The organism is Gordonia sp. 11cp (assembly GCF_057767225.1).
The window spans coordinates 2,423,370-2,441,593 of sequence record NZ_CM173437.1; the positions used below are offsets into that span (position 1 = coordinate 2,423,370).

15 protein-coding genes are annotated in these 18,224 nt (G+C 66.2%); 9 read left to right on the forward strand and 6 right to left on the reverse strand.

What is annotated here, in order from left to right; translation table 11 throughout:
• Positions 1-20: 20 nt before the first annotated feature.
• From AC3B6C_RS10780 to AC3B6C_RS10790, 3 genes are read right to left on the reverse strand one after another with little or no spacing between them, the layout of a single operon-like run.
• Positions 21-368, reverse strand: coding sequence for a hypothetical protein (locus tag AC3B6C_RS10780; RefSeq protein ID WP_488375981.1), 348 nt, complete (start codon positions 366-368; stop codon positions 21-23).
• 32 nt (positions 369-400) lie between these two features.
• On the reverse strand, positions 401-2,245 hold the full coding sequence (locus AC3B6C_RS10785; RefSeq protein WP_488375982.1) for an AMP-dependent synthetase/ligase: 1,845 nt from the start codon (positions 2,243-2,245) through the stop codon (positions 401-403).
• Positions 2,246-2,291: 46 nt separating this feature from the next.
• Positions 2,292-4,313 (reverse strand): flavin-containing monooxygenase, encoded by a 2,022-nt coding sequence (locus AC3B6C_RS10790; RefSeq protein WP_488375983.1) that lies wholly within the window; start codon positions 4,311-4,313, stop codon positions 2,292-2,294.
• Positions 4,314-4,498: 185 nt separating this feature from the next.
• Here AC3B6C_RS10790 and AC3B6C_RS10795 point away from each other — a divergent pair, with 185 nt between their 5' ends.
• Both AC3B6C_RS10795 and AC3B6C_RS10800 read left to right on the forward strand, forming a co-directional pair.
• Positions 4,499-5,668 carry an acyl-CoA dehydrogenase family protein gene (locus tag AC3B6C_RS10795; RefSeq protein ID WP_014925249.1) on the forward strand — a complete coding sequence of 390 codons (1,170 nt, stop codon included), beginning with the start codon at positions 4,499-4,501 and terminating at the stop codon, positions 5,666-5,668.
• 22 nt (positions 5,669-5,690) lie between these two features.
• Positions 5,691-6,830, forward strand: coding sequence for an acyl-CoA dehydrogenase family protein (locus tag AC3B6C_RS10800; RefSeq protein WP_488375984.1), 1,140 nt, complete (start codon positions 5,691-5,693; stop codon positions 6,828-6,830).
• 54 nt (positions 6,831-6,884) lie between these two features.
• Here the strand turns inward: AC3B6C_RS10800 and AC3B6C_RS10805 are convergent, their stop codons facing one another.
• Positions 6,885-8,042: a CaiB/BaiF CoA transferase family protein gene (locus tag AC3B6C_RS10805; protein WP_488375985.1), complete on the reverse strand. Its 1,158-nt coding sequence runs from the start codon at positions 8,040-8,042 to the stop codon at positions 6,885-6,887.
• Positions 8,039-9,361, reverse strand: coding sequence for an oxygenase MpaB family protein (locus AC3B6C_RS10810; RefSeq protein ID WP_488375986.1), 1,323 nt, complete (start codon positions 9,359-9,361; stop codon positions 8,039-8,041). Before AC3B6C_RS10810 ends, AC3B6C_RS10805 begins: the two co-directional genes overlap by 4 nt.
• Positions 9,362-9,519: 158 nt before the next feature.
• On the opposite strand from AC3B6C_RS10810, the gene AC3B6C_RS10815 reads away from it, so the two are divergent.
• The 3 genes from AC3B6C_RS10815 (at position 9,520) to AC3B6C_RS10825 (ending at position 12,554) form a co-directional block, all read left to right on the forward strand.
• Positions 9,520-10,242 carry a nitroreductase gene (locus tag AC3B6C_RS10815; protein ID WP_488375987.1) on the forward strand — a complete coding sequence of 241 codons (723 nt, stop codon included), beginning with the start codon at positions 9,520-9,522 and terminating at the stop codon, positions 10,240-10,242.
• Positions 10,243-10,387: 145 nt separating this feature from the next.
• The gene (locus AC3B6C_RS10820) at positions 10,388-11,209 is read left to right on the forward strand and encodes an alpha/beta fold hydrolase (protein ID WP_488375988.1); all 822 of its coding nucleotides are present in this window, start codon (positions 10,388-10,390) and stop codon (positions 11,207-11,209) included.
• 49 nt (positions 11,210-11,258) lie between these two features.
• A complete protein-coding gene (locus AC3B6C_RS10825; protein WP_010844063.1) occupies positions 11,259-12,554 on the forward strand; it encodes a TetR/AcrR family transcriptional regulator in 1,296 nt (431 codons plus the stop codon).
• A gap of 69 nt (positions 12,555-12,623) precedes the next feature.
• Here the strand turns inward: AC3B6C_RS10825 and AC3B6C_RS10830 are convergent, their stop codons facing one another.
• The gene (locus AC3B6C_RS10830; RefSeq protein WP_488375989.1) at positions 12,624-13,424 is read right to left on the reverse strand and encodes an enoyl-CoA hydratase-related protein; all 801 of its coding nucleotides are present in this window, start codon (positions 13,422-13,424) and stop codon (positions 12,624-12,626) included.
• 171 nt (positions 13,425-13,595) lie between these two features.
• Between AC3B6C_RS10830 and AC3B6C_RS10835 the strand changes: the two genes are divergently transcribed.
• The 4 genes from AC3B6C_RS10835 (at position 13,596) to AC3B6C_RS10850 (ending at position 18,224) form a co-directional block, all read left to right on the forward strand.
• Positions 13,596-14,987, forward strand: a complete 1,392-nt coding sequence (locus AC3B6C_RS10835; protein ID WP_488375990.1) for an aldehyde dehydrogenase family protein — start codon at positions 13,596-13,598, stop codon at positions 14,985-14,987.
• 424 nt (positions 14,988-15,411) lie between these two features.
• On the forward strand, positions 15,412-16,272 hold the full coding sequence (locus AC3B6C_RS10840; RefSeq protein ID WP_010844066.1) for an ABC transporter permease: 861 nt from the start codon (positions 15,412-15,414) through the stop codon (positions 16,270-16,272).
• Between the two features lie 4 nt (positions 16,273-16,276).
• Positions 16,277-17,140 carry an MlaE family ABC transporter permease gene (locus AC3B6C_RS10845; RefSeq protein WP_035718004.1) on the forward strand — a complete coding sequence of 288 codons (864 nt, stop codon included), beginning with the start codon at positions 16,277-16,279 and terminating at the stop codon, positions 17,138-17,140.
• A 1-nt stretch (position 17,141) separates the two neighbouring features.
• Entirely contained in the window at positions 17,142-18,224 is a 1,083-nt protein-coding gene (locus AC3B6C_RS10850; protein WP_014925258.1) for an MlaD family protein, read from the forward strand.

The following is an 18,224-nucleotide window of genomic DNA, read 5'->3' on the forward strand; positions in this document are numbered from 1 at the left end:
CGACGAGTCCGTTCGTCGGGTCACCGAGACGCGTCGGCGCGCGACCGCGGCCTGAACCGAGGTACCGGCCTGAAGTCCGGAACCGGCGTGGTCTCCAGCCGTGCCCGGAGGTAGACACCGTCGAACCACCCATGGCATTCCGCGAACGAGAACAGTTCGCGGAGGTCGTCGTGCCATCGTCGGTCCTCGCCCAGGGACTGCAGCCACATCGAGTTGATGTGTGCGGAGTCGCCGTCGACGTAGCCGATCCCTCGTCGACGCAACTGCTCCGAGGTCTCTGTGCCGTCCAGCGTGGTGCTGACCGACAGCGTCCGCAGGTCTGCTCGCTCGTGGACGCGAACGGTATTCGGTTCGACGCGAATTCTCATGGGGCTGTTCCAGATCATCGAGTGCCGCGAGATCAGCGGGCCGAGGATGAATAGATGGCGTCGATGATGTCTGCGTACTTCGTGGCGACGCCACGTCGCTTGAGTTTCATCGTAGGGGTGAGTTCTTCCGAATCGGGCAACCACTCGTCGGCGAGCAGGCGATACTGCTTGATCTGCTCGACGCGCGAGAGCTGCGCGTTGGCCCGTGCGACCGCCTCGTCGATCTCGGTGCGCAGGGACGCGTTCTCGACGAGGTCTGCCGACGACGTGTCGGCAAGTCCGTGCGAAGCGGCGAAAGTGCGTGCCGCATCGGGGTCGAGCACGAGAAGGGCCACGTTGTACGGACGACGGTCACCGACCACGCACGCTTGACCGATGAGCGGCGAGGCGCTCTTCAGTTTGCTCTCGATGTTGACCGGTGACATGTTCTTGCCGGCCGCGTTGATGATGAGTTCCTTCTTGCGGTCGACGATGGTGACCCAGCCCTCGTCGTCGATCTGGGCGATGTCACCGGTGTGGAGCCAGCCGAACTCGTCGATCGCTTCTGCGGTCTTCTCGGGGGCCTTGCGGTAGCCGCGCATGACGTGCGGGCCGCGCAGCAGGAGTTCGCCGTCGTCGGCGAGCTTGGCTTCCGTTCCCGGTTGTGCCAGGCCGACTTTGCCCACACGGATGTCGGTGGGGATGTTGGTGAACCCGAGCGCGCCGGTCTCCGACATCCCGAAACCCTCTTGCAGCGGCAGTCCGAGTGCGAGAAAGAACTCGTGTACCGCAGGTGCGATCGGCGCTGCGCCCGTCATGAGCAGCTCGACACGGTCCAGGCCGAGCTGTGCCCGCAGGCCGGCGAAGACGCGTTCGTCCGCGGCACCCACCGCATCTTCGAGGTCTGCGGGGACCGGCTCCCGGCGCTGCTGGATCTGGACGAGACGGGTCGCAGCGTCCACCGCGTCCGACGTCGCTTCACGTTGTCCGTCCGGCAGCGCCGCGAACCGCGCCATGAGACCCGCGCGGAGTTTCTCCCAGATCCGTGGAACACCCAGGAACCAGGTGGGACGCGCCTGCGCCACCGCGGCGAACACGGTCGTCGCGTCGCGGACGGTCGTGATGGGCCAGCCCGTGACCGTCGCCAGATAGTGGGAGAAGACCCGGTCGGCGGCATGCGCGGTGGGCAGGTAGCTGATGGCGGCTCCCTCTGCGACGAACGGGAACCGGAGGTTGCACGTGTACATCACGAACATCAGGTTGGCGTGGGTGAGTTCGACGCCCTTGGGATCTCCGGTGGTGCCGGAGGTGTAGATCAGCGTGGCCAGGTCGCTCGCACCGACCGAACGCCAGGTCTTCTCGAAATCGAAGTCCGCCGTACGCCGGTCACGAAGATCGTCGAGTGAGGTGATGGTGGCGGGACCGTTGTCGTGCACCGTGGATTCGTCGGCGGGACCCGTGATCACGATGTGCTTGACGGCGGGCGCCGCAGTGCGCTGGAGGACTCCGAGGAAGGCGGGATCGGCGACGACGACGGAGTTGCCGGCGTTGTCGAACAGGTAGCTGATCTGGTCCGGCGCGGAGGTGAGGTAGATCGAGAACGGGGACGCGCCGAGGTGCAGCACCGCCATGTCGACGATGTGGAATTCCGGACTGTTCGGCAGCATGATCGCCACCGTGTCACCGCGCCCGACGCCGATGGCGGCGAGTCCGCTCGCGACTTCCTCTACCGCCGTGCGGTATTCCGACCAGGTGAGGCAACGGTCCTCGCCGAACGCGATCAGGGCAGGCAGGTCGCGCCGGCTTGCGGCCGTCGCCTGAAACGCCTCGACCAGAGTGGTCGCCGAGATCCCCGGGGCGGCAACGGGTGCGGATGGGGCTTGGGGTGCTTGTGTCATCGTGTTCTGCCTCGATTGCGATGGGGAAACGGGAGGGTGACGGGACTCAGTGGGTGAGCTGTTCGGCACCGTCGGAGGACGGCTGGTGCGCCGTGACCTCGGCGCGGGTCGTGACGTACTCGGACAGATCGGGCTCGTGGACCCGGCGCCAGTAATCGACGTACCGCCACGGGCTGTTGGTGACGATGCGGCCCCGCGCGTTGCGGTAGTACGTCGTGGTGCCACCGAAGAGCCACACCGTGTCCTCGAGCGCGTCGTCGAGCTCGCGGTTGTAGGCGTCGAACGCCTCGGGCCGCACCTCGACGGTCTCCAATCCCTCGTCGACCATCGCGCTGAGCAGCGCCGTCACGTATTGGATCTGCATCTCGGTTCCGGCGATGACGGTTCCGCCGTGGCCGGTGTTGGTGTTGGGTCCGTACAGGCAGAAGAAGTTGGGGAAGCCCGGCACGGTGATGCCGAGGTGCGCCCGCCCGTCGTCGGCGCCCCAGGCCTCCCGGAGGGTCTGCCCGTTCCGGCCCCGGACCGTGATCGATCCGAGGACGTCCACCGATTTGAATCCCGTTGCGAGGACCAGTACATCGGCGTCGAAGTCAGCCCCGTCCTCGGTCCGGACCCCGCTCGCGGTGACCGTGTCGATCCCGGTGGTGACCAGATCGACGTTGTCGCGGAGGATCGTCCGGAACCAGCCGGCGTCGATGAGCAGGCGCTTCCCGTACGGCGGGTAGTCGGGCAGGCTCTTCTCGAGAAGATCTGGGCGACCGGCCAATTCGCTCTCGATATACGCGGTCAGCATGGCACGGAGCCGGTCGTTTCCCTTGTTGATCGCGCGCCCGAGATGAGGGTAGTCGCGATCCACCTGCAGAAGCCGCCAGACCTTGTCGCCCATGCGCCAGAACAACCGCGCCCGGTACCAGGCCAGATAGAACGGTACGTGCTTGTTGAGCCAATGGGCGGTCTCGCCGACTGCCCGACCCTTGAGTGGGTGCGGCATCGCCCATTGCGGCGTCCGCTGGAAGACCCGTACTTCCGCTGCCTCCTCCGCGGCGGCCGGAACGAACTGCATGGCGCTCGCACCCGTGCCGACGACGGCGACGCGCTTGCCCCGGAGGTCGACGGCCGGGTCCCACTGCGCGGTGTGCAGTACCGGCCCGTGGAAGTCCGACAGGCCCGGCAGGTCGGGGATGCTCGGCTGGTTCAGGAGCCCGACCGCGCTGACGACGGCTGTGGCGCTGAGGGTCTCGACGTCACCGGTGACCGTCGAGCGCAGGTCGAGCGTCCAGCGGGACGCGGTGGAGTCGAACTCGGCGTGATCGACGACCGTTGCGAACCTCGTGCGGGAGAGGACGCCGTGGCGCTCGGCCAGTGCCCGCCAGTATGCGGCGAGTTCGTTCTGTGGTGCGAAGTAGCTGGACCAGTCCGGATTCTGGTCGAAGGACAGTGCGTAGAGATAGCTCGGCGTGTCGACTCCGCAACCCGGGTACACGTTTTCGTGCCAGGTACCGCCCACGTCGTCGTTCTTGTCGATGAGGACGTAGTCGATTCCCGCCTGCTGCAGACGGATCGCCATCGCGAGTCCGGAGATCCCCGCCCCGACGATGGCGACCCGGAAGTCCTGGGGCGGCGTATTCGCGGGTTCGGAATGGCGTGGGTAGAGGCCCATCTCCTCGCCCAGTAGCTGTCCGTAGTCGTCCGGCAACTTCTCGGCGAGCATCACCGACAGGATGCGCGACAGGCGTTCGGGCGCCGGCGGGGCGGCGACCTCGAGATCACCGTCGCGCCACGAGCGGAGAACCGCCGCCGCCTCGCGCCGGATGCGGGACGCGAGTTCGGCCTCGAATCCGCCGGTGTCATGGTCGCCGAGATCGGGCGGGGCGGTCGGCAGGAACGGGTCCTCGATCCAGCGGTCGTCACCGGTCAGCAGTGCCAGCGACCCCAGCAGGATGGGCAGGTTCGCCCCCTCGAGTGCTTCGGCGAGCTGGTCGTCGGTGAAGTCGGCGTCCGGACGGAACGCACCCTCGGGAGCGTCACTCCAGTCGGGGACGAGACGGGGGGAACTGGACTCAGGCATACGCTAGACCATACAATCTGTTCAGACGTGGTGTCAATCACAATTCCGGGCCGACGCCATCGCACCCGGGACTGATTCCACCGCGCACTATCGGGGACCGGAAGACTCAGCTGCGCACCAGGTTTCGCGGCTTCTCTGCGGACAACCCATCGTCTCGACAGATCGACAGACAGGATCACTCACCAATGACTTCCACTGTGAATCGTCCCGCCGCGCGCTCGGTGTACGAACCCGAGCACGAAGCATTCCGCGACAGCTTCCGTCGGTTCCTCGACGCGGAGGTCGTACCCGGCTACGAGGGATGGGAACGAGAGGGACTCATCCCGCGCGAGCTCTTCACGCGAGCCGGCTCGCACGGCTTCCTCGGCATGTCGGTCGACGAGGAGTTCGGGGGTGGGGGCACCGACGACTTCAGGTTCAACGCGATCATCGCCGAAGAGGTCGCCGACGCCGGCGTGATGTCGTTCGGGATCAATCTGCACAACGACATCTGCGTACCCTACTTCGAGCGTTACGCCGATTCGGAGCAGAAGAAGCGGTGGCTGCCGGGTCTGGTTTCCGGGGAACTCATCGCGGCCATCGCGATGACCGAGCCGGGGACCGGGTCGGACCTCGCCGGCATCTCCACCACGGCAACCCTCGACGGCGACCACTACGTGCTGAACGGATCGAAGACCTTCATCTCCAACGGCATCAACGCCGACCTGATCATCGTCGCCGCACGGACCGAGAACGACGGTGACCGTCACGGCGGTCTGTCGCTTCTGGTCGTGGAGCGCGATACGCCCGGTTTCCGGCGGGGTCGCAACCTGGACAAGATCGGCATGCACGCACAGGACACCGCGGAGCTGTTCTTCGACGACGCACGGATCCCGAAGGAGAACCTGCTCGGTGAACGAGGAGCCGGATTCCGTGCCCTGGTCACGAACCTGCCCCAGGAACGGCTGACGATCGCGGTCGCCAGTACGGCTGCGGCAGGCCGGGCGATCGAGCTCGCGCGGGAATACGTGTCCACGCGGACCGCCTTCGGGAAACCGCTGTCGGCCAACCAGAACACCCGGTTCACTCTGGCCGACGCGTATGTGCAGACCGAGGTCGTCCGTGCCTTCGTCGACGACTGCCTGTCACAGCACACGACCGGCGATCTGACCGCGGACCGAGCGGCGATGGCCAAACTCGCGGCGACCGAGGTCCAGGGACGGGTCGCCGACCGGTGCCTGCAGATGTTCGGCGGTTACGGCTTCATGGCCGAGTACCCCATCGCGAAAGCCTATGTGGACGCCCGCGTTCAGCGGATCTACGGCGGCGCCAACGAGATCATGAAGGAGATCATCGGCAAGTCCCTCTTCCGCTGAGGACTCCGAGGAGAACATCACCATGAAACGAACCATTTTCGACACCGAACACGAGCAGTTCCGCGACACGGTACGGGCGTTCCTGCTCAAGGAGGCCGTGCCGCACACGGCGGAGTGGGAAGCGGCGGGCGAGGTCGGGCGCGACTTCTGGACCGCGGCAGCGAATCAGGGCCTGGTCGGCTTCGCGGCACCCGAGGAGTACGGCGGCGCCGGCTTGCGGGACTTCCGGTTCAACGCCGTCCTGAACGAGGAGGTGGTCCGCACCGGAACCGTCGGCGACGGCTTCTCGCTGACCAACGACATCGTGTTGCCCTACTTCCTCGACATCACCTCTCCGGAGCAGCAGGAGCGGTGGCTGCCGGGCATCGTGAGCGGCGACACGGCGATCGCGATCGCCATGTCGGAGCCGGGTACGGGCTCGGACCTGCGTGCCATCAAGTCGACCGCCGTTCGCAGAGAAGGCGGTTGGAGTCTGAGCGGGTCCAAGACCTTCATCACCCGCGGCATCCAGGCCGACCTGATCATCGTGGCCGCACGGATACCGGAGGACGACGGTGGAGGTTTCGGTCTCTTCGTGGTCTCCGCCGACCAGGACGGATTCGAACGCGGCCGGAAGCTGGAGAAGATCGGGCGCAAAGCCCAGGACACAGCCGAACTCTTCTTCGAGGACGTACTGGTCTCCGACGCAGACGTTCTCGGCGAACCGGGCAAGGGGTTGCACTACATGATGCGCAACCTCGCCCAGGAGCGGTTGTCCATGGCGGTGGTGGCCGTCGCACAGGCCGAGCACGCCGTCGAGACCGCGGTCGCCTATGCGAAGGAGCGCAAGGCTTTCGGACAGCCCATCGGCAGCTTCCAGGCAAATCGGTTCACCCTCGCGGAACTCACCACTCAGGTGTCGATCGCGCGCGTGTTCGTCGACCGGTGTATCGAGGCGCAGAATGCCGGCGAACTGACCGCGGCAGAAGCGGCGGGCGCGAAGTTCTGGACCACCGAACTCGAATTCTCCGCTCTCGACACCTGCCTGCAGATGCACGGCGGGTACGGGTACATGGAGGAGTACGACGTCGCGCGACGCTGGCGCGACGCACGTGTGCAGCGAATCTACGGCGGCACCAACGAGATCATGCGCGAGATCGTCGGTCGCTCGCTGGGCCTGTAGAGGAAGTGAATCGGTGGTTGCCCGGGAAGGGGGTCGACCGGGCAACCACCGAGATCATGGGGTGGAGTCGACCACACCGTCGGCGAGCAAGGACTCGATCCGGGTCTCGGAGAACCCGGCAGCGAGGAGCACGTCGCGCGTGTCGGCCCCCGGCGCGCGTCGCGGACGGGGAACCGTGGGTGGTTGACCGTCGAAGCGCGGAGCGGGTGCGGGCTGGACGACGTCGTCCACGGTCACAAAGGTGTTGCGCGCCTGATGATGCGGATGTTCGATGGCCTCGGACATCGTCAGGACCGGCGCGTAGCAGGTGTTCCGCCCCGCGAACGCGGAGTCCAGTTCCGCGCGGTCGTGTTCCGCGACCCGCTTCTGCAGCACGATGCGGTAGTCGTCCCACCGTTCCGGGTCGAGGTGGTCGTGTCGCATCGCCTCCGGCAGTCCGAGGACATCGCACAGCTCCAGCCAGAACTGGTTCTCGATCGCACCGATACTGACCCACTTGTCATCTCGGGTTCGGTAGACGTCGTAGAAGAAGGCGCCGGTGTCGAGGAGGTTCGCACCCCTGTCCTCGACGAATGAGTCCTCGGCGCGATAGGAGTGGAACATGGCCATCAGCGCCGAGGCGCCGTCGATCATCGCCGCATCGACGACCCGTCCTCCGTGACCGGATCGCGCGGAGAGTATTCCGGCGAGCATGCCGAATGCGAGGAAGGTCCCGCCGCCGCCGAAATCACCCACCAGATTCAGCGGGGGAACCGGGGGTTCCCCCTTCCGGCCGATCTGATGCAGTGCCCCGGTGAGGGCGATGTAGTTGATGTCGTGTCCGGGGAGCTGGGCCATCGGGCCGGACTGTCCCCACCCGGTCATACGCCCGTACACGAGGTCCGGATTGACCCGTTGGCAGTCTTGCGGTCCCACGCCGAGACGCTCGGCGACACCGGGCCGGAACGTCTCGATGAGTCCGTCGGCGTCGGCGCACAGGCGGCGGACGACATCGGCACCCGCTTCGGTCTTGAGGTCGACCGCGATGTGCCTACGACTGCGGAACAGGATGCCGTGCCCGCCGACCGCCCACGGGTTTCCCCCGGGACGGTCGACGGTGATGACCTCGGCACCCATGTCCGCCAGCATCATCGCCGCGAACGGACCCGGTCCGATGCCTGCGAGCTCGATGATGCGCGTGCCGGCCAGGGGCGGGGTCGGTGACTCGCTCACTGCTTCACGACCACCGGCATGCCGCCCTTGTTCGCGGCGATGTCGGCGTGGACCTCGTCCGGGTTGGCCACCGCCATCTCCTTGCTCGCGCCATCGGGCAGCTTGATGGCGTCGTTGAACTGACGCAGCATCGTGAAGGCGGCCTTCTCGTCGTCGTGCGGCAGCATCCGTCCGACTCGATCGGCAAGGGACACCAGCGGACTGATGGTGGGCAGGATGTGCCTCCACCCGGTCTTCTCCACGCCGAGTGCGTCCATCACATGCGGGGGAATCCACGAGTGCAACAGTCCGTAGGCGAGCTTGAGCCTGCGCTCGTTGGTCATGAACTTCGCCACGGGGCCGGGTAGCACCTCGACGTCCCCGGGGGGATTCTCCACGCTGTATTCGATGATCGAATGCACGACATCGTGGCAGAGCTCGTCAGGCGGCAACTCGATGAGGGTGTGCAGGTCGGTCTTGCGGCGGGCGTCCTCGTAGTCCGTGTGCAGGATGTCCTCGGGGACACCGATGACATAGCCGACATAGCGGCTGAGGGCGAAGATGTCCTCGAGTTCGCGGTCGCTGTAACGGATCCCCGACGACTGGACCGCGTCGGTGAACTTGACGCCGAACTGTCCGGCCTGGGTGACCATGCTGTCGAGGTTGTTGATCGGGATGCCCCATCCGGCCCAGTCCCAGTGGTCGGATCGTCCCAGACTGTGCCGGACCGCGGCATGGATCATCCGGACCTTCGCGGTGAGCCGGAACCCCTCCTCGAATCGCTGCATCCCGCCCGGGGTGTACGCGGCCACCACGTACCGGAAACTCTCGATGAGTCGAGTGCCGACCTTGTCCTGCTCGCGGAGGCGTCCGCTGAACAGCACGGGACGCGTGGCGCTGTACATCGAGAACCCGCCGGCGATCGCACCCCAGGCGAGGACGGGCGGGACGATGGGCCCGGCCCGCCAGAACGCGACCGCGCCCCGGTAGAGCTGATCGAAATCCACCCATTCGGGAATGTGGTCGAGTTGATCGAAGAGCGCGACGAGACCCGGACTGGGGTCGTCGATGGCGTCGATCCCGTGGTCGAGCGCCTGATCGAACGTGCGCCAGGTCGAATTGTTCGACTTGTCCTTGAAATCGAGCATCGCCGCGTAGGCATAGTCGTCGGCGAGGAGGGCGTGATCGGTCAGCTTCTCGACCAGATCACGCCCGTACATCGCGATTGCTCTGTCCTTGTTGGCAATTCGTCCCAGATCGATGCCGCGGGGCAACCCGGGCGGCACGTCGAGGTCGCCACGAAATGACATCTTCTCCGTATGTGGCTCGGTGATGGTCATCGCGCCTCCTATGAATTCGACTCGGAACGTCGACCGCATGTGATCGCCGTTACAGCACAGGGTAGACCGTACTGAACACTATGTCTACACTCCCTGTATGGTCGCCCGTCGGCCTCGCCGCCGTCGATGCGGCGGCCCCAACGGATCGAGGAGTTCAGATGTCACAGTTGTCCGCGCAGGCCGGCGAAGGGTCGGTGTCGTCCGTGGATTCGTCGTCGTATGAGACGTTGCGTCAGCTGTTGTCGTCGCGGTGGAGCTGTCGCGCTTTCCGGTCGGAGGACGTGCCCCGGGAAGAGATCGACCGGGTGCTCGACGTGGCCCGAATGACGCCGTCCTGGTGCAACACCCAGCCCTGGCACGTCGACATCGTGAGTGGCGCGGCGACCGTGCGTCTCCGGGAGGCCCTTCGGGCCGCCATTTCCGAAGGGCCGACACAGAATCCCGACATCGAGTTCCCCGTGTCCTATCAGGGTGTGTATCAGGAGCGCCGCCGCGAGAGTGGACTGCAGCTGTATGCGAGCCTCGGGATCGACAAGTCCGACCGGGCTGGGTCGGCGCGACAGATGTTGCGCAACTTCGACTTCTTCGATGCGCCGCACGTCGCGATCGTCACGACCGAGGCCGCGCTGGGTCCCTACGGCGCCGTCGACTGTGGACTGTTCGTGAGCAATTTCGTCCTGGCGGCCCACTCCGCGGGGATCGCGACCATTCCGCAGGCGGCGCTGGCGGCGCAGGCGCCGGTCATCCGTGAGCAACTCGGGCTCGACCCCGGACGGCATGTGGTCATCGGGATCTCGTTCGGCTATCCCGACGACGACGCGCCGGTCAACTCCTACCGGACCGGTCGTCAGTCGACGTCCGAGGTCGCGACCTTTCATTGATGACCCACACTGCCACTGCGACAGTGCTTTACGGAGACAGCCCAGTGCTGATCACTTGCCGGGCGCGACCGCGCCCGTTCACGACCAGGAGATGACTCATGTTGACAACCCGAACGAGCTTCGTCGAGTCGATGGGCGCGGTCTCATGACACTGCGACACGTGCGAGTGCGTGACGGAGTCGAGATCGGTGTGCGCGAACTCGGTGACGGGTCAGGCGTCCTGCTCATCCACGGCTGGTCTCTCAGCAGCGAGGTGTGGGACCGGCAGATACGAGTGCTGGCCGAGAGCGGCCATCGGGTCGTCGCCATGGATCTGCGTGGTCACGGACGCTCGGACGCACCGCTGGACGGTTACGACATCGACTCTCTCGCCCGCGACGCCGCCGAGGTCATCGAACAGTGCGGGCTCGGCCCCGCTGCGGTGGTGGGCTGGTCGCTCGGCGGAATGGTCGCCCTTCGCCTGGCGTGCGAACGTCCCGATCTGGCGCGTTCCCTGGTTCTGGTGGCCACCAACGGAGTCGCGGCGGCCCGGTTCGAGGACTTTCCCTTCGGCGTACCCCCGGAAGGCCCCCTCGAGAGCCTGCTCGCGGCGGAGCACGCCGATCGGGTCACGTTGCGGCGTCGTGCCGTCGGCGACCCGTTCAAGGGCTCGCCGGACCGGCACGTCCTCGACTGGTTGCACCGCATCTCGCTGCAGACACCGAGCTGGGCCGGCCGCGCGGCGCTTCGAACGCTCATGTGCACCGAGCAGACGCGTCTGCTGGACGATCTCTCGGTACCGGTCACGCAGATCATCGGTACGGCGGACCCCGCGTTGTCGGTTCGCGGTGCGCGATGGGTGCGTGAGCGGCTCGGCAGCACTCTCGTCGAGTTCGATGTCGGGCACTATCCGATGCTGGAGTGTCCGGACGAATTCGACGCGGCGCTGCTGAGCGGGGTCCGATCGGTGCAGGCCCCGGTCGGATGACGCCGAGTGGCGACAGACGTCATGTCCGGACATCGAGTATGATGGCGAGATGACTTCGAGTTCCTTCGTGCGACGGCGCCCCCGTGACTACGACGGAAGCTCCCCGGCGGAACTCGCGGTGTTCAAGGCCACGGAGGAGCTTCTGACCTCCACGTCTCTCCAGGATCTGACCGTCGCGCAGATCCTGGAGACGGCCGGACTCTCCCGGGCCAACTTCTATCACTACTTTGCCAACAAGTACGACGTGCTGGTGGCGCTTCTGGGACAGGTGTTCGACGAGTCGTACGGGAACGACGCGCCATGGTCCACCGATCCCGGACGAGACCGGGCTCGCAGCATGGGTTCGAGTCTCGAGCACACGCTCGAGATGTGGTCGCGGCACGGCGCGGTCATCTGTGCGGTCATCGAGCACATGCACAGCAAGCCCGCGGTCGCCGCTGCCTGGCAACGGATGTTCGAGCAGTTCGTCTCGGCGGTCGCCGAACAGATCAAGTTCCTCCGAGCGGAGGGTCGTGCGCCGGATGGCGCCCCCGCCGACATGCTCGCCGCGATGCTGGTCGGCGGTTCCGAGCGGGCCTTCTACGTCAGCACGCGTGGGCTGGACGACCGGCTCCCCGCCGCGGCGAGCGTCACCACGTCTCTGAGTGCGATCAACGAAGCGGCCATCTACGGCGGCCGAACGGCACAGCGGGCGAAGCGGAAGAAGGCGGGACGTCCGGTCGACACCGCGCGAGAGCTGTTGCCTGCCGCCCAGGATGCGCCGGCCGAGACCGAGACGGCGCAGAACATCCTCCAGGCCATGCGGGAACTGCTGCTGACCGAGACGCTCGCGCAATTGTCTGTCGCCAAGATCCTGAAGCACTCCAACACCTCTCGGGCGTCGTTCTACTTCTACTTCCGTAGCAAGGAAGACGCCTTCGTCGTGCTGTTCCGGGAGGCGGCCAAGGACATCGTCTCGGCGTTGACCGCGGTCGCCGACGTCGACCGTCAGGACCCGTCTGCCCTCCTCGAGCAGGTCGGGCAGTGGCTGCACCTCGACGGTTACGCGGGCGCCGTCATCAAGAACGCCGTCCACGAATGGCCGCGCCTGCCCGAACTGCGCGCCGAATACCTCGCGGCGATGAATGCCATGGAGACGACTCTGGAGTCGATCATTCTCACCGATCGCGAACGAGGACTGGCGCCGGACGGCCCTCCCGCACGCGAGTACACCGCCACACTCCTGTGGACCATCGAGCGCACGATCGCGGGTTCACTGGCCGGCGAGGCGCATCTCACCGACATCGACGCGGTCACCGACATGGTGGCCAGGTTCATGTACGCGGCCATCTACGGAACCCGTTGAGATACAGCGGAACCCGCTGACATCGTCCGAAGCCGCCGAACCTCGGCGGAGTCTGATGCGCGGGCGCGCTCAGGATCTCGGACGCGATGCGAATCGCGTGATCGCGGAGCGGAAACGGTCTCCGTCCACCAGTGCGGTCTGTCCTGCGATCTCCGACTCGAACGAATCCTCGAGGCGGTGGAGGAATGCGACGTTCAGGCTGGCCTTGGTCGCGGCGTAGGCGTCGGTGGGCCCGGATGCGAGTTCTCGGGCGAGGGCCTCGGTGTGGCCGGACAGATCGTCGTCATCGACCACCGCGTCGATCAAACCCCATGCCAGCGCGGTGTCGGCGTCGATTCGCTCTGCGAGCAGGGCCATCCGGGATGCGCGGCCGAACCCGACTCGAGCCCCGACGAGGAGTGATGCCCCGCCGTCGAGGGTCAGTCCCACTTTCGAGAACGCCAGTGCGAAGGACGACGACCGTGCGCCGACGACGTGGTCGCACGCGACCGCCACGGCGCACCCGACCCCCGCGGCCGCGCCGTTCACGGCTGCTATGACGGGTTTCGGCATCTCGCGCAGCCGACGGACGATCGGGTTGTAGAACCGGGTGAGCTCGCGCTCCGTGCGCGGCGCCAACCGGACGTGCGGACCGATCTCATCGAGCGCGAGATCGGCGCCCGCGGAGAATGCGCGACCTCGCCCGGTGATCAGGACACACCGCACCGCGTCGTCCTCCGCGGCCGCGACGACGGCGTCGAGGAAGTCCCGCTGGAGCGCGTCGTCGAATGCATTGAGCGAGGCGGGCCGCGACATCGTCAGGCGAGCGACCCCGTCGCCCGTCGCGGTCTCGAGTGTCTCGGTGTGCGAGGTGACGGTCCAGTCGATCATACGTGTCACCATAATCCAGACGTTGCATCCAGACAATTTGTATGCTGGTCGGGACAATCGTCCCACTCGGGCCGCCCGAGTGATTGACATCACGTCTGAACACTATGTACGCTCACCGCACATCCAGCTGAGGGCCAGGTCCTCGAAGCACGTAGAAAGCGACGATCACCGATGAGCGTTACCGAGATATCGACGAGCGAGGCGCGCAGTGAGCCGGGTGCGGCTCTGGCGCTGGCGCGCAGGGCATTCGACAGCGGTCGGACGAGGCCGCTGTCGTGGCGGGTCGCGCAGCTCGAGGGACTGCTGCGGTTCATCGACGAGTGCGAACCGGCGATCGCGGCCGCGATCGAAGCCGATCTCGGGCGCGGGCACATGGCGACCTTCATGGCCGACGTCGCACCGGTCCGCCACGAGATCCGGCACACCCTCGCGCATCTGGGTCGTTGGGTGAAGCCCGAGAAGGTCCGGATGAGTGCGGCGACCGCGCCGGGAAAGGCATGGGTGGTCTCGGAGCCGAAGGGTGTCGCGCTCATCCTCGGCGCCTGGAACTTCCCCCTCCTGCTGACCTTGCACCCGTTGGTGAGTGCGCTCGCCGCCGGTAACGCTGCGGTGGTCAAGCCGTCCGAACTCTCGGCCGCCACCGCACGGCTGCTGTCCGAGCAGCTGCCGCGGTACCTGGACACCGAGGCCGTTTCGGTCGTGCTCGGTGACGCGGAGGTCAGTGCCTCACTCGCCGCCCAGCCCTTCGATCACACGTTCTTCACCGGCTCGACCTCGGTCGGCCGGGCTGTCATGGAGGCGAGTGCCCGCCATCTGACCCCGGTCACGCTGGAGTTGGGCGGGAAGAGCCCCGTGATCGTCGCGGCGGATGCGGACCTCGACGTCGCCGCGCGTCGAATCGCCTGGGCGAAGTCGGTGAACGCCGGCCAGACGTGCACCGCCCCGGACTATGTCCTCGTCGAGGAGTCGGTGCGGCCGGCGCTGGTCGGGCGGTTGCTCGAGGAGCTGCCGCTGCGCGCCGCCTACGACACCACCCGCATCGTCAATCAGCGTCACGTCGACCGACTGCGGCGCGTTCTCGGCACGCACGGCGGTGAGCAGTACGGCGGCGAGATCGACGATGCCAAGCGAACCATCAAGCCGGCGCTGGTCACCGACCCCGATCTCGGCTCGGAGCTGATGCAGGAAGAGATCTTCGGTCCGATCCTGCCGCTCGTCTCGGTCCCCGACGTCGCCGCCGCGGCCGCGTTCGTCAACGCGCGACCCAAACCCCTTGCGCTCTATCTCTTCACCGAGTCGAAGGCGGTCGAGGAGTTCGTGGTAGAGCAGACGTCGTCCGGTTCGGTCGTGGTCAACCACCTGCTGTATCAGCTGCTGGTGCCGGAATTGCCGTTCGGCGGAGTCGGCGCATCGGGTATGGGGAACTACCACGGCAAGAACGGGTTCGACACATTCAGTCACCGGAAGTCGGTCCTGAGCAAACCCGCCCGCCCGGACCTCGCCGCAACCTATCCGCCGTACGGACGCTCCATGGAGAAGGTCCTCCGGCGATTGATGGGCTGATGAACTACAAGGATTAGGTATTGCGTGATCGACCGCGGGCGAACGCGAGGATTTGTCCGTGTGTCCGCACAGGTGCCGTGCCCGGCACGGCTCCTGTGCGGATTCCGGGGGGTCTGGGTTTCGCATGGGGTCTGAACTGGTCATATGGCCGACGCCGAAGCCGGGTCGTGGGGCGTTGGCGAGGCCCGTCGGAATGGCAGAGCTGCTGACACTTGACGAGATACGTCTTATGTCTGCTAGCCTCTTAACGATCGCAAGTGGCGGGGATCACAGTAGTTGAGCTAAAGGCTTTAGGCCACATGTCACGCGCGCCTCAGCCCGGTGGCGCGCACCGCGAGCGTCGCGCGGCCCGGCAGGTGGCGGCCGGTTGTGGCGCAGAAAACCGAGGCGGACGCGGTATCCGCGAGAATTCGAGAGGATCCAAATGACTGTCAGTGCTCTGGGGGAGCGCAGTCCGGGAATCAGATCGGCCGAGGCCCTCCGCAAGGTGGGCGGCGGCGTGATCGACCGGATCACCCGCAGTCTGGCGACCATCGGTCGCTCGGCGCGACTGGCGATGGAGATGATCCGCTTCGCGATCACCGACGCGATCTCGATGCGTCTGGCCGGCGCCGAGGTGATCGATCAGATGTGGAAGCTGTTCAAGGTCACCGCACTCCCGGCCCTGCTCATGGCGGTCCCGATCGGCGCGGAGGTCTCGGTCCAGGTCGGTGGCGTCATGGACCAGGTCGGCGCGAACTCGCTCGCCGGCGCAGCCTCCGGCCTGGGTGTCGTGAACCAGGGCGCGCCCATGGCGGCCGGCCTCCTGATGAGCGGCGCCGCGGCATCGGCGATCGCCTCGGACCTCGGCGCGCGGTCCATCCGGGAGGAGATCGAGGCGATGCGGGTCATCGGCGTCAATCCGGTCCAGCGGCTCATCGTGCCCCGATTCCTGGCGATGCTCGCCATCGCCCCGGCCTTGTGCGTCATGATCATCGCGTCGGGTGTCGCTGCCGGACTGGCGATCTCGGCCAATGTGAACGACGTGGTCCCGGCCAGCTTCTGGCAGTCCTTCGGAACCTTCGCGACTCCGACGGACTTGATGTTCTCCGTGCTCAAGTCGGTCCTGTTCGCGTTCATCGTCGTGGTGATCGCCAGCTTGCGGGGACTGGAGGCGAAGGGTGGCCCGAAGGGTGTCGCCAACGCGGTCAACGCCTCGGTTGTCCTCAGTGTCCTGTGCATCTTCATGACGAACATGGCGGTCAGTCAGCTGCAGGCCATGTTCTTCCCGGCCCGATTGGCGTGACGCGATGACGACAGAAGCCCTCTCACGACCGAGCATCGTGGCCCGTGTCGGCCGATCGGTGAGCGATCGATTCACCGCCGCGTTCGCGACCTTCGGCCAGATCGTCTTGTTCGTGGGCAAGACATTCGCCTTGCTGCCCACGACGATCCGGCACTACCGCAAGCAGACGATGAAGACCATGAACGACATGGCATGGGGTAGCGGTTCGATCATCGTCGACGGTGGCGTGGTCAGCCTGATGTTCTTCCTCGGGATCGCCGTCGGGTCGGTCGTCGCGATCATGGCCTTCATGGCGTTCGACCTGCTCGGCTTCGGCGCCCTCACCGGGATCATCAACTCGTTCGGCAACATCCGTGTCGTCGCGCCGATCATCACCGGTATCGGGTTCGCGGCTCAGGCGGGCTGCCGCATGACCGCCGAGATCGGCGCCATGCGGATCTCCGAGGAGATCGACGCCACCGAGACCATGGGTCTGCGCGCCATCCCGTTCGTCGTCGGGACCCGGCTGATCGGCGGGATGCTCGTGGTCTTGCCCAGCTATCTCATGGCCCTGGTCGTCAGCTTCCTGACAGGTGGGCTGATCGTGAAGCTCTTCCACGAACAACCCGAGGGGACCTACGACCACTACTTCGCCCAGTTCGTGTCGATACCCGACTTGTTGGCGTCGGTCGCCAAGGCACTCATCTTCTGCGCGGTCATCACCATCATCCACTGCTACTACGGGTATTTCGCCTCCGGTGGACCGGCGGGTGTCGGGGCTGCGTCCGGACGGGCGATCCGCGCGAGTCTCGTTGCCATCGTTGTTCTCAATTTCCTCATGACCGTGGCCATCTGGGGCCTCAATCCGGTCCTTCCGTTCAGGGGTTGATGTGTCGTCTTACAGCAGTCAGGACTTCATCCGCGGGGATGCTCGAGGCCAGACCCGGACTCTCGTGTACGCCGGCATCGCCGCGGTCGCGGTGCTCGTGGTCATCGTCACGGTGTTCGCTGTGGTGTACCCCCGGGCCACCGCGCCCAAGGGCACCGACCTGCACCTCGTGTTGCCCGCCCTCGGACCCGGCGTGGACACCGGAAGCCGAATCCTGTTGCGCGGCGCGGAGGTCGGTGAAGTCACGGCCATCGACTCCACCGATCCCGACGTCGTACACGTCGATGTGGTGCTCGATGCCCAGGCCGCGGAGAGCCTCACCGATTCGTTCGAGGTCGACTACCGGCCGCAGAACTACTTCGGCGTCACCGCGGTGAACCTGATCGCGATGCCGGGCGGGGCGCAACTCTCCGACGGGCAGACCGTCCGCCGTTCCGCGGCGCCCGACTTCACGATGTCGACCATGATCGAGCGGAGTTCGATCGTCGTGGACGGGACCCTGACGCGGGACATGATCGACAGCCTCGACGAGGTGATGCGGTACGCCGACGGTCTCTCGCCGCTGATCGAGACCGCGATCATCTTCACGGACAAGGTGGCCCGAACCCAGCGGCACATGCCCAGCACGCTGCTGCGCGAGATGAACGACCTCGCCGAGGCGTTCCCGGGATTCAACCGGGAGGCCATGAAGAGTCTCTACGCGATCACCGAGAGCGTCTTCAACAAGATGCCGGACGGGTCGCGCGGCGTCGACGAGGCCTATCACGACCTGATGAACCGATCACTGAACGTGGCCTCCGGTGGGCTGTTCGGCGCGGCCGGAACGCTCCTCGCGTCGCACGCGACGGATCTGACGCCCCTGGTCACGTCGTTCAAGTACCTGATCGACCCGGTGCCGCAGATGATCGGCGGCGGCGCGTCGATGGCGAAGACACGAAAGGCAATCGAACAGTTGCGCAACAGTTTCAGAGGCGACGACGCGAGCAAGACGCTGCAACTGCGCCTCCTGCTCGACAGTGTCCCCGCAGTCTCGGGTCCGCTGGAGAAGATGCGTGCAGTCGGCCCACGTGCAGGAGGAAACTGA